Here is an 11217-nt window from a genome sequence, read left to right as displayed (position 1 = left end):
CGAGCGGAGACGGCGGTACGGTGACCCAGGCGATGCCGAACGTGACCCGGAACACCCGTCAGCGCGGCGAGGTGCTGGCGCTGCTGCGCGAGGTCGACGGTTTCCACACCGCGCAGCAACTGCACCAGATGCTGCTGGCCCGCAAGGCCCGGGTCGGGTTGACCACGGTCTACCGCACCCTGCAACTGCTCGTCGACGCCCAGGAGATCGACTCCACCCGGCTGCCCGGCGGCGAGCAGTTGTTCCGCCGGTGCAGCCAGAGCCGGCACCACCACCACCTGGTCTGCCGCCGGTGTGGCAGCACCGTCGAGGTGGCCGGGCCGGCGGTCGAGCGGTGGGCCGACCAGGTCGCCGCCCAGCACGGTTTCACCGAGGTCGGGCACACCTTCGAGATCTTCGGCACCTGCGCGGAGTGCGCCCGCTGACGACCCGGCCACGTCGCCGGGTGGGCCGGACCGGGACGGTTCTCCCCGGTCCGGCCCACCCGTGCGGCGGGTCAGCAGTTGCGCAGCTCGGGTGACTGGTTCAGGAGCTGGCCACGGGTGGAGACGAACCGGCGGTAGGGCTCCGAGTCGACCGCCGCCGGCCGGAACGCGGCGACCCGGTGGCAGTTCTGGAACGCCAGCCTGACCCCGAAGTGGCGCTCCAGGCTGGCCCGGATGGCGTCGCTGGCCATCGCGCGCAGCAACTGCCCCCGCTCCGCGTCACCGGGCGGCGGTACGACGTTGTCCGCCCGGTCCGCGCCGGACGACTCCAGGTCGGCGACGACCCGGCTCACGGTCTGCCAGGCGTACGGCAGCGAGTCCCGGACGCAGGCGACGAAGTCCCGGTCGTCGACGGGGCCCGCCTCGGCGGCTTCCAGCAGGGCGGATGGAACGGTGAGAGACATGGGCGCTCCTCAGCTGATAACGATTATGATTGTCGTTAGCGCTAACGCAGGGAGCACACCACGTCACCCCGTCCGCGTCAACAGCGACACTCCGGCTGCCGGAGCGGTGCGGCTCCGTCCCGTCCGGCTCAGCCGCGCCTGAGCTCACACTTCGGCGGTGGGGGCTGCCCGGTCCACCGCAGCTCGGCGCAGTACCGCAGCGAGCGCGCGGGCGACACCCGCCACTCGTAGCGGGCCGCCTGGAAACCCATGTGGGTGACCCGTCCACAGCACCGGAAGGGCACGTCGCCGTTGCGCAGCCGGTGCTCCTCGACCACCCCGTCGATCTCCATCCGTACCCGGAGCTGGTAGTCGACCGTGCCGTGCGGGAACACCTCGCCGCCGTCGTACGGCGGGCCCAGCGGGGCCGGCAGCTCGATCGTCTGCCCGGCGACGAGGACGCGCGGCCGACCGGGGTCCCCCTCCCACCTGCCCGCCGGCCGTCCGCTGCCGGAAGGGGTGGTGGCCGGGGCCGGGGCGTCGTCCCGGCAGGCCAACTCGACCCAGGGACCGTCCCCGCCCGACAGGTCGACGTCGGTGACCGACACCGCCGCCACGGACACGCCACCGATGTCGAGGGTGCGCCGGGCGTGCACCGACAGGGCGTGCACCGGCGCGACACCCACCGGGATGCCGCCGTCGCGCTGCGCCCACCCGGCGAACTGCCGACAGTCCGTGACCGGGGCCGGCGGTCCCGCCTCGGCGCGGGCCCGGGTGGTCAGGAACGTCAATTCGGTGCCGTCCTCGGTGCCGGTGATCCGGGCGGTCACGTCGAGGACCGGGCCGACGCCGACCGCGTCGGACGGGCTGGCCGGGCCCGACGGTGGAGGCGACGCGGCCCGGTGTCCCGCCCCGTCCCGCGCCCCGAGCAACCGGACCACCCCGAAGGCCAGCAGGGCGGGCAGGACCAGGGCGACCACGAGCAGGGCGGTCTGCCGCCGGCCGGTGTTCACAGTTTCCACACCGGCGGTCCGGCGCCGTCCGCGGTCCAGCCGTCGAGCAGGCTCACGTGGTACCGGTCCTGGTAGCGGGCGGCCACGCCGGTGCTGCGGAACGGCCGACCGTGGTCATCGACCACCTGCACCCGCTTCTCGCCGCCGAGGTCGAGTTCCAGTTCGATGACCCATTCGCAGTACGACCGGTCGGTGTACGCCTGGACGTCGATGGTCACCGGCTCACCCGGGCTGAGGGTCAGCGCGCGGCGGTCCACGTAGGCCGCACCGAGCGTCTCGTCCTTCGGACTGATCACCCGGGCGACGCTCTCCGGCTCGTCCAGGTCGAAACCGATGCTCAGCGGCTCCCCGTCGCCCTGGCTCCCCCGGAGGAGGAGAGTGCCGGACAGCGGCGCGAAACGCTTGAGCACCCGCGCGCGGATCTGCCTGACGAACACCGGGCCGGTCCACTGGCCGACCGCGGAGACGCGGAGCCGGGTGAGGACCCGGGCCAGCCGCCCGTCGACGGAGCGCACCACCCCGTTCACGACGTCCGGGAAGGTGTCCGCGACCTCCCCCTCGGCCGGCAGCGACCGGGAGAGGAGTCGCTGCCGCTGGTCGCCGGTCAGCGGCGTGGCCAGGGCCCAGACCACCGCCTCGTCGGAGCGGTCGTAGTAGTAGGCGTTGGTCGCGATCGGCGGCTTCCGCTGGGCGTCGGCCCGTTTGGCCTGCTCGACCGCGCGGTCGTCGCGTACCGCCTGCTCCGCGGAGGTGATCCGGTTGGCGACCGCGCCGATCACCGTGCCGATCACCGCGCTGGCCGCCGCCCCACCCGCCGCCAGCAGCAGCTTGCGCCGGGTGGACCGGTCAGCGGCGGCATCCGGCTGCCCGTCCGACAGCGGCGCGGCCGGCACCGGCTGCGGTCCCGTCGGCTGCGGCGTGGCTGCCTCCCGGGGCGTGACTGCTTGCGGCGGCTCGGCTGCCTGCGGCGGCGTGACCGCTTCCCGGGGCGTGGCCGCTGCCGGCTGCGGCGGTTCCGGTCTGCGCTGGCCCCTGGTCCGTCTGGGTCTGCGTGGTGGCACGCCTCTCACCTCCGCACGGCGACCGGATCGACACGTTACGCCATTGTGGATGGAGCCGCAGGGGTAACGCGCCCGTCAGCGGGGCGCGCTGCCGAACGCGCTGGAGAGGTAGGCCCGCGAGTCGGCGAGCGCGCCCTCGATGATCCGGGCCGCCTCGCGCGCCTCCTCGGGCCGGTGCCCGGCCTGCACCTGGAGCCGGAACCGCGACGAACCGGTCGGGGTCACCGGGAACTCGACCATGAACGCCAGCACCCCCCGGTCGAAGAGCAGCCGGTTCGCCGTCCGCGCCAGCTTCTCGTTGCCGATCAGCAGGGGCACGATCGGGGACGGCTCACCCATGCAGGTCAGGCCCCGCCCGGTCAGCTCGTCCCGCAGCGCGTGGATCGCCGTGAAGAGCCGCGCCCGTAGCGCGTCCCCCTCGGCCGACCGGATGATCCGGGCCGCCTCCCGCACCACCGCTGTCTGCACCGGGGAGAGCGCGTTGGAGAAGAAGTGCGAGCCGCCGAACATCTTCACGTACTGCTTCAGGGCCGGCGACCGGGACGCCACGAAACCGCCGTTGGAGCAGAACGTCTTGGAGAACGCCCCCATCACGATGTCGACCTCACCGAGCAGGCCCTGCATCCCCAGCACGCCCGTGCCGCCCGGCCCCATCGAGCCCAGGTCGTGCGCCACGTCGACCAGCAGCGTGGCGTCGTGCTCCCGGCAGAGGCGTTGCAGGGCGACCAGGTCCGGCCAGTCGGCGTCCACCGAGAAGAGCCCGTCGGTGACCACCAGGATGCCGTTGCGGCTGTCGGTGGCCCGGATCCCGGTCAGGTGCCGGCGGACCGCCTCGACGTTGAGATGCTCGTAGCGGACCACGTTGCGGGTCGCCGCCCGCGCCCCCTGCTGGAGGCAGGAGTGGGCCAGCCGGTCGATCAGGATGTGGTCGGACTGCCGGACCAGGCCGACGACCGCCCCGAAACCGGCCGCCCAGCCGGTCGGGAAGAGCGTCACGTGGTCGAGTCCGACCAGGTCGCCGAGGGCGGCCTCCAGGTCGTCCGAGATGCGGGTGTTGCCGAGCACCATCGGCGAGCCGGCACTGTGCGGCCCGTAGTCGTGCATCGCCTTCGCCGCCGCCTCCCGGATCCCCGGGTGGGTGTTGAACGACAGGTAGTCCTGCGAGTTGAAGTTGATGCCCCGGGCCCGCCGGCCCAGGTCGTTGGTAATCTGGGCGACGCTGTCCGGCGCCGCCTCCAGCACCCGGGAGTACTGCCACGTCTCGGTACGACGGCGGGCCTGCACCCAGTCGTAGAAGTCCTCGGTACGGGTCAGCAGGTTGCGCCCGGCGGGCCGGTAGAAGTCGTAGGCGTTCTTGTCCAGCGCGTACTCCTCGTCGGGGTCGACGGGGTTGCGCAGGTGGGCCGGCTCCCACATCTCGGTCAGGTCCTCGACCACCCGGGCCAGTTCGTCGCCGTCGAGCGACCCGAGGTCGTCCCACGGGACGTGGGTGGCCCAGTTGCGGGTCATCTCGGAGACCTCCGACGCGGTACGCGCCATGGTCGCCGCGTCCCCGCGCCGGGCCGCCGCCAGGATGATCCCGATCAGTTCGCCGTCGTCACGCTGGTCCAGCTCGATGGTCACGGTGCCGTCTCCCGGGTGCGTCATCAGGCGAACAGGTTCTGCTGGTACGAGCGGGACGTCGCGGCGAAGTCGGCGAACACCGCGTGGTCGGCCGACGACTCCTTCGCGGCGTCGTTGAGCAGGAAGAGGTTCGACGCCTGGAAGAACTCCGACACCGGGGCGACGTCGGCGTGCGTGGCGATGAACCGGTCGGTCTCCTGCTGGTTGCCCCGCAACGCGACGAACAGCTGCAACTCGTCGTGCCGGTACGGCCGCATCTCGGCCAGCGTGCAGACGTAGTCGTGGTAGGCGGCGGCGTTCTGGCTGCGACGGCGGCCCCCGTAGGCGGCCATCGCCTCGTCGATCGACGCGGCACCGCGCAGCCACCGGTCCAGCGCGGCGCTGACCAGTTCCGCGTCGCGGAAGGCGTGGGTCATGCCGATCGCGGTGCACTGGTCCTTGGCCGACTCGGCGTCACCGACGAGCACCCAGCCCGGCCCGTGCAGCGGTCGCAGGAACGCCGACTGGTCCAGGGTGCCGTAGATGCGCTCCTCGCGGGTCCCCTTGGCCCGTACCATCTCGCCCAGCTCCGGGCTGACGAAGTCCAGGGCCCGCTGGTAGTTGCCCGGCACGTCGGCGCGGAACTCCCGCGACCACTCGCTCGGCCCCCAGACCAGCACCATGTTCTGCCCGAAGTTGGTCGGCACCACCGCGCAGGCCAGCCGGCCGCGCCGGTGCAGCTGCGCCGGGCCGAGGTCGAAACCGGACCAGTAGCTCCAGTACGCGAAGGTGCAGCGGGGCCGCTCGTCGAACTTCGGCAACCCGAGGGTACGGGCCACGAACGAGTTCCGGCCGTCGGCGCCGACCACGATCCGGGCCCGCTCCTCGACCTGCTCCCCGTCGACTCCACGCCCCCGTACGCCGACCACCTGCCCGTCCTCCACGACCAGCTCACGGACGGTGAACCCGGTGCGTACCTCGGCCCCGGCCCCGGCCGCCGCGTCGACGAGGATCTGGTCGAGCACCCGCCGCCGCACCGAGGCGTAGCTCTGCACCACGCCGGAGTCGTCGCCGTGCAGGTCCCGGAAGTACTCCCGGAGCAGCTCGACCGGCACCGAACCGGTAAGCGAGATGCCGTCGTTGACCACCTCGACCGTGGTGTGTGCCGGGGTGACCGCGAGAACCTCGTCGAGCAGCCCCCAGCGGTTCAGGTAGGACATCCCGTGCGGCCAGAGGAAGTGTGTCGAGATGACGTCGCTGGGGAACGAGGCGCGGTCCACCACCAGCACCCGGTGGCCCTGCCGGGCGAGCAGCAGCGCGGTGGACGCGCCCGAACAGCGGGCACCGATCACGATGGCGTCGTACATCTGCCTCGGTCCTTCCGGGGGTGGCGGTGGGGAAACGTACCCGCCGTGGTGCGGAGTCGCCGCAGGTCAACCCGGGTCTGTCAGGGGCCTCGACGGTTGCCTCCGGTGCCTGCACCACCCGGCCCGGCCAGCCCGAGCGCAGAGCATAGCTTACGTCCACAGTGGAACATTGCGGATCGGGCTTCATCGCGCACATGGGCTCTTCGTGTGGAGTTGGCCGTCGGAGGTGACCTCGAAGGCGTGCGGGGCCGCCACTGCGTGGATCACCCCGAGCCGGGCCGTCCGTTGCTGGACGCTGATCGTTGTCCGGGGGCTTCCGGGAATCGGCCGGACACGTCGCGTCGGCGCAGCCTGGTGGACAAGGGGAACACCCCGCCCGGCCAGAGGAGAGCCATGGTGAAGAAGAGATGGTTGCTGATAGCCCTTGTCGCGGTGGTTGTCGGTGCTGCGGCACCTCCGGGGAGTCCGGCGTCCGCCGCGATCTTCGGTCCCGACACACGGACACCGGTCAGCCCGACCACCGGGTATCCCGCAAGTGCCACCGTCCGGTTGACGTTCCCCGGTGGCCAGTGCACGGGCTTCATGATCAGTGAACGTACGGTCGCGTCTGCTGGCCACTGCCTGCACACCGGTCCGGGCGGCACGTGGCGTCCCAACATCGTGGCGTACCCGGGCTCCGATGGCAGCAACGCGCCGTTCGGTTCGTGCGCCGCCGTCCAGTTGTTCGCGCCAGTGGGCTGGACCGGGCGTTCCAACGCCCCGGGTGGGGGAGATCCGGCCCACGACTACGGGGCGGCCCGGCTCAACTGCACGGTCGGCACCAGGACCGGCTGGTTCGGCCTGGGCTACCCGACACAAACCACGACCGGGTCGTGCACGACGACCCAGGGATATCCGTCCGACCGGCCTGGGCAGTGGACCAGCAGCGACTCCGTCCGCGCCGAGGACGCGAACTTCCTCTACGTCCGGCACCCCTTCACCAGTGGGCAGGACGGCAGCCCGATCTATTTCGCCCAGCCGCCGGTGTCGGCGCTGTTCTCCGCAACGGACTGGGACGAGCTGTGCCCCCGGCCACCGGTACTGGTGAAACCATGCCCGTGCCCGCCGCCGCCGGCCCCCTGTGCCGACTGCCCACCCATCACGGTCGCGGCGATCCTCACCACCAACCCGTACGCCACCGGGCCCAGCCTCGCCAACAACATCGCTACCCGGATCACGCCCGAGATCGTCAACAATCTCATGCAGTGGCGTTGACCAGACCGTGGTCGCTCCCGGGACGGACGGCGGGCCGCCGCCCCGGGAGTTGGGCTGCGTCTGGTCGGCCGCCAAGCCCCAGCCCGGCACAGGGCGGTTGTAAGGGGTGAACGCGAAAGGCGATGAGGGCCTGTTTGTCAGTTCAGGTGGTGGGCCGCCAGGGACTCGAACCCTTAGTGCCGGACGGCATTGGCGGATCAGCCTCAACCGGACAGTTTCGGCCTGCGAGCAGGGCGGCGGCCTTCATCGCCTCTTGACGTTTTACAGGGGTTTCTGGTCTCAGTTGTGCCGGATCTGTGCCGGATGATCATGCATCGGGCATCGAAGACTATTGCCCCTCCGGCTTGACGAACGTTCCGCGCTGCGGCACCACGAACAACACGCCCTGGTCCACGAGTACCGCGATCGCGCGTCGCACGGTCGCCCGAGCAAGGCCGTACTCCTGAACAAGCTGAGACTCGGACGGGATAGCCCTGTTGGGCTGCCAGTCACCCCGACGAATCCGGGCCACGAGGATGCCAGCCAGTTGACGATACGGCGGCAGTGGCGCGCCGTGATCGATGTCAGCGTCCGGGTCGGGCTCCATGCTGCTGACGCTAGAAGTCCTCCCATGATCGGCATCGACCTTCTACGTATCTAGACGTAGGTAGTCCAACGTTGGTACGTTGCGGCTATCCCGCTGCGCTGGTCGTGGAGGCCCCAACCCGCCCCGGTGCGGCGGTACCCCTGCCCGGCCGGTCTCCTCCGAATCCGGTCGGGCAGGGCCACCGCAGGGAGGGAAGAGCATGCCTCTTGACCCACGGGCCTTACCTCGCCTCCAGCCCCCGACGCCGGGTGAGGAACTGCTGATCAGCCGGGAAGCGTCGGTGCAGTTCGCGCGGACACCCGCGTTCGTGCTCCGGGTGATCTCGGTCTGCCCCCGGCCCACCTATGACGGCTGGGCGTGGGTGACCGGCTACCAACTCGACGGCCAGGGCCAGGCCGTCACCAAGCGGGAGATCTTCGTACGGCTGGCCGGCCTCAAGCGGGTCCGTCGTTCTGAAGGGCGCCTGACGTCGGGCTCGCCTTTCGTGTCACGGCCGAACACCCGGTGGACACCGCCACAGCAGCGCCTTTGACCTGACCCGGACCAGCCACGCAGCCGGCCCCTGGTCGACCACCCCGCCCACAGCGGCTCCCCACCCCCTTCCCAGGTGCCGGTTTTGACCTGACCTGGACAGCGGTAGGACCTGGCACGGGGGGTCACCAGCTCGGGCACCGCGACCGCCGCCCCCATGCTTGGGGCTTGCCGGTCCTCCCTTGCGGGCCATTCGACCCGATGAATTGGCATCTACGCAGGGCCGCGCTGCTGCTCATGACTCCGTGGCTTCTGCTCGCTGTCCGCTCCCAGGGCACTCCTCGGGCGGGGCGTAGGCGCGAATGGTGCCGTTGTGCCGCGCGACCCTTCCGCCAGCGGTGAGGGCTACGACGCGTTTGCAGACGGGGCACCGACCCCCCTGGTGCTGCGATCGCTGAGCCACCTCGCCTCCTCAGGTAGGCCTTTGCACGTCGTCAGTTCTACCCGCCATGTCCCAGTCGGCGTCGGGAGCTGCGCCGCGTGCACCCAGTCCCGGCCGCCTGCGACTGTCGACTGCTCCCCTTGCTACGCCGTGCGCCGGGGCGTGACCGGCCGCCAGGCCGCACGCGCGCCCCGGCGCGAACACGGCGGCGGGCCGAAGGCCCGCCCTTGACCAAGTAAAGAAAGTCTGAACACACTGCCCTCCGGTAATGCGCTACAGGCGACAAACCACCGCTGTGGCGTCGTCCCGGTGCTTATACCTCGGCCAGATCAAACCATCGGGATCACGGTCCTCAAGTTCGCGGGTGGCCGCAATCAGGGCCGACGGGCCTTGCTCGTAGGTGAGGGTCAACAGTTCGGGCCAATCCATAACACTGAAATCGGTAACGAGAAGAGCGGCTCCATCTGACAGCAGCGCAGCACCGTGTACCTCGTCCACGACTCCGGACATCGCATGTGCAGCGGCCGACGGGTCGACCTGCGCCACCCAGTAGCCACCGGGTCGGTTTCTTACCTGTTGCTGCTCACGAATTAACGCGACAAGAGCCGCATTATTGCTCTTGTCTTTATTGGAGCTGGCAGCTCGTGCGCTATTAGAGGCGAAGGCGTTAACCGACTTGTCTTGTACCACTATCGGCCCATCGCTGACACGATCAAACGCTATCACGGAGTCCGAGAGGACAAGATACTCCAGCGAGTCTCCGACATTCCTCACCATTGCTACCGTCGAGCACGGGGAACCAGGATGGGCGAGGTCGCAGGAGTCGCGGTGCATAGCTGCCACAGCATCGATGGAATCCGCCAACACTTCCACCAAGCCTCGGCCAGAGTTGCCCGCGAGCCACAACAGCTTGCATCCGAGTTGGTGCACGTACCAGGGCGTTCCATGTATACAGCCCGTCTCCGGTGCCTCAGAAAGTCCGTCAAGGACAACAGCAACGTTCGTTGTGGTACCAGCCCAATCCTCGTTCCTGCCGTCAGGATGTCCGGATTCACTAGCTACGCTTACGTACACTCTTCCTCCCAGGCTGATGGATTGGTGCCAGCAGTTCCGCGCGCTGAATCTGGCGCGATTCGGGGTCCCACTCGCATTCGACCAAGCATGACCAGCGAGTGGCCTTCACGTCCCGATACAGGTCGGTTAGCTCCTGTTCGAGATACATCGCCGCGCCCTGACCACCTGGCGCATGGATTCCAGCCATGTAAAGCCAGTAACCCCGCCCGTCCGGCCTCGGCAGGCGACCCAGATAGGCATAGTCACCGGGCTTACCCGAATCCTCCGGGGAACGGTACTGACGTCCGGTCGCCTTATCGTAGAGATACCAGCCATCGGCATCCTTCTCGAATCCGTAACGCTCGTCCGCCGCTAGCATCTGCGCAATCAGCGGCGACCGTCGCGGACCACAGATCACCACCAGGCCCTCACGGTTAAGATCAATTAGGCCGGGAGGAACGATGTACTCGACCTCGACGGGTTCCAAGCCAGTTCGGCGAACGGTGCGGTTAAGGATCTCGATCGCAGCCGCGTGCTCCTGGTGCACAACAGGACGCCCGGACCCGCTCTCCTGCTTGGTGTCGACTGCGAACGTCACGGTCGACCCCTCCGAGAACAGGATGCGCTCCGGGGCTCTCTTCGGCGCGGCGCTGAGCTGTGACAGCCGTGCGCGACTTACGCCTGCTTTGTCGGCAATCTCCGCCAACGTCATACCTTGGCTGCGTAGGTAGTCCACGGCATCCCGGCGCAGCTTGCCGAACTCAGCGATCGCAGCCTGATAGTCGGCCATCGCCTCAGTCGCCAGCCGAACCCGATCCAGCGGGTCCGGGGTGTCTCTAACCCTCTGTAGCTCTTCCACAGACTCTCCCTCCGGGGTGGTGAGGCCAGTCTAGTAAGGGGGGTTACGGAAACCTAGAGTGGCCCCTTGACGAAGACGGAAGCCCGACTTACGGTTGTGGCGTAAGGGGGGTTACGGAGGCAGCTCCAGACCCCTCCGGGGTTGGGCACCGCTGTATCCGCCCTACTCGGACCCACCTAAGGCAACGATGTCCGACCACCCGAGGGTCGGCCGAAGGAGAGAAGCCCAGATGCGGAACATCCCTGTGAACCTGTCCGGCTACAAGCTGCGTGTGGTGGAGGAGCCGTCGATCAAGGCAGATCAGGAGGGGAAGGTGATCACGGCTTACGGCACGAATGACCCGCTGTTCACGGTGGCGGTGTTCGCCAAGCCGGTGGCGACGGAGGACGGCTACCGGGGCAAGGGCGAGGAACTGAAGATCACGCTCTCGGCTGACCCCGGCCAGGTGGAGGAGGGGGAGTTGGTGGAGCTGATCGGGCCGACGGTGTCGCACTGGGAGCGGGACGGCCGGTCGGGTCTGACCTGGAAGGCGCAGGGCCTCAAGACCGCGCGGTGAGCACCCGGCCGCGTTTCTGATCGTTCGCCCCGCCCCTGTCTGGTGGGCGACCCGTTCGAGTCGGGTCGGGGCACTTCGTCGAGGC

Annotated in this window: 11 protein-coding genes and 1 pseudogene; 4 read left to right on the top strand and 8 right to left on the bottom strand. The window is 69.4% G+C overall.

The window, feature by feature from the left end; all coding sequences use genetic code 11:
- Positions 1-32 precede the first annotated feature (32 nt).
- Positions 33-425: a Fur family transcriptional regulator gene (locus H1A17_RS08880; RefSeq protein WP_145917370.1), complete on the top strand. Its 393-nt coding sequence runs from the start codon at positions 33-35 to the stop codon at positions 423-425.
- A 71-nt stretch (positions 426-496) separates the two neighbouring features.
- Here H1A17_RS08880 and H1A17_RS08875 read toward each other — a convergent pair whose 3' ends face one another.
- The 5 genes from H1A17_RS08875 to H1A17_RS08855 all read right to left on the bottom strand — a co-directional run bounded on the left by H1A17_RS08875 (position 497) and on the right by H1A17_RS08855 (position 5911).
- Positions 497-889 carry an SCO5389 family protein gene (locus H1A17_RS08875; RefSeq protein ID WP_194821614.1) on the bottom strand — a complete coding sequence of 131 codons (393 nt, stop codon included), beginning with the start codon at positions 887-889 and terminating at the stop codon, positions 497-499.
- 128 nt (positions 890-1017) lie between these two features.
- Positions 1018-1890 (bottom strand): hypothetical protein, encoded by an 873-nt coding sequence (locus H1A17_RS08870; RefSeq protein ID WP_194821613.1) that lies wholly within the window; start codon positions 1888-1890, stop codon positions 1018-1020.
- The gene (locus tag H1A17_RS08865) at positions 1878-2774 is read right to left on the bottom strand and encodes a hypothetical protein (RefSeq protein ID WP_194821612.1); all 897 of its coding nucleotides are present in this window, start codon (positions 2772-2774) and stop codon (positions 1878-1880) included. Before H1A17_RS08865 ends, H1A17_RS08870 begins: the two co-directional genes overlap by 13 nt.
- A gap of 243 nt (positions 2775-3017) precedes the next feature.
- On the bottom strand, positions 3018-4589 hold the full coding sequence (locus H1A17_RS08860; RefSeq protein WP_145917374.1) for an aminotransferase class I/II-fold pyridoxal phosphate-dependent enzyme: 1572 nt from the start codon (positions 4587-4589) through the stop codon (positions 3018-3020).
- A complete protein-coding gene (locus H1A17_RS08855; protein WP_145917375.1) occupies positions 4589-5911 on the bottom strand; it encodes an NAD(P)/FAD-dependent oxidoreductase in 1323 nt (440 codons plus the stop codon). The genes H1A17_RS08860 and H1A17_RS08855 overlap by 1 nt, the downstream gene beginning before the upstream one ends.
- 582 nt (positions 5912-6493) lie before the next feature.
- Between H1A17_RS08855 and H1A17_RS08850 the strand changes: the two genes are divergently transcribed.
- Positions 6494-7165 (top strand): hypothetical protein, encoded by a 672-nt coding sequence (locus H1A17_RS08850; RefSeq protein ID WP_228543176.1) that lies wholly within the window; start codon positions 6494-6496, stop codon positions 7163-7165.
- A 328-nt stretch (positions 7166-7493) separates the two neighbouring features.
- Here H1A17_RS08850 and H1A17_RS08845 read toward each other — a convergent pair whose 3' ends face one another.
- Positions 7494-7751 (bottom strand): GntR family transcriptional regulator, encoded by a 258-nt coding sequence (locus H1A17_RS08845; protein WP_194821611.1) that lies wholly within the window; start codon positions 7749-7751, stop codon positions 7494-7496.
- A 199-nt stretch (positions 7752-7950) separates the two neighbouring features.
- Here H1A17_RS08845 and H1A17_RS08840 point away from each other — a divergent pair.
- A pseudogene (locus H1A17_RS08840) lies at positions 7951-8223 on the top strand (hypothetical protein); the annotation flags it as partial.
- A gap of 714 nt (positions 8224-8937) precedes the next feature.
- Here H1A17_RS08840 and H1A17_RS08835 read toward each other — a convergent pair.
- Together H1A17_RS08835 and H1A17_RS08830 are read right to left on the bottom strand one after the other, a co-directional pair.
- Positions 8938-9438 (bottom strand): hypothetical protein, encoded by a 501-nt coding sequence (locus H1A17_RS08835; protein WP_194821609.1) that lies wholly within the window; start codon positions 9436-9438, stop codon positions 8938-8940.
- Positions 9439-9718: 280 nt separating this feature from the next.
- On the bottom strand, positions 9719-10576 hold the full coding sequence (locus H1A17_RS08830; protein WP_194821608.1) for a sigma-70 family RNA polymerase sigma factor: 858 nt from the start codon (positions 10574-10576) through the stop codon (positions 9719-9721).
- Between the two features lie 229 nt (positions 10577-10805).
- Between H1A17_RS08830 and H1A17_RS08825 the strand changes: the two genes are divergently transcribed.
- Positions 10806-11132, top strand: coding sequence for a hypothetical protein (locus H1A17_RS08825; RefSeq protein ID WP_194821607.1), 327 nt, complete (start codon positions 10806-10808; stop codon positions 11130-11132).
- The last annotated feature ends 85 nt before the right edge of the window (positions 11133-11217 follow it).

The sequence above is a fragment of the Micromonospora sp. S-DT3-3-22 genome, assembly GCF_015354745.1.
In the GTDB taxonomy this organism is placed as follows: domain Bacteria; phylum Actinomycetota; class Actinomycetes; order Mycobacteriales; family Micromonosporaceae; genus Micromonospora; species Micromonospora wenchangensis.
This window is presented reverse-complemented; position numbering and strand designations above follow the sequence as displayed.

Excerpts from the sequence above, each read along its gene's own strand:
- H1A17_RS08880 (WP_145917370.1), top strand. The coding sequence starts at position 33 with ATGCCGAACGTGACCCGGAACACCCGTCAGCGCGGCGAGGTGCTGGCG.
- H1A17_RS08875 (WP_194821614.1), bottom strand. The coding sequence starts at position 889 with ATGTCTCTCACCGTTCCATCCGCCCTGCTGGAAGCCGCCGAGGCGGGC.
- H1A17_RS08860 (WP_145917374.1), bottom strand. The coding sequence starts at position 4,589 with ATGACGCACCCGGGAGACGGCACCGTGACCATCGAGCTGGACCAGCGT.
- H1A17_RS08855 (WP_145917375.1), bottom strand. The coding sequence starts at position 5,911 with ATGTACGACGCCATCGTGATCGGTGCCCGCTGTTCGGGCGCGTCCACC.
- H1A17_RS08850 (WP_228543176.1), top strand. The coding sequence starts at position 6,494 with ATGATCAGTGAACGTACGGTCGCGTCTGCTGGCCACTGCCTGCACACC.
- H1A17_RS08845 (WP_194821611.1), bottom strand. The coding sequence starts at position 7,751 with ATGGAGCCCGACCCGGACGCTGACATCGATCACGGCGCGCCACTGCCG.
- H1A17_RS08825 (WP_194821607.1), top strand. The coding sequence starts at position 10,806 with ATGCGGAACATCCCTGTGAACCTGTCCGGCTACAAGCTGCGTGTGGTG.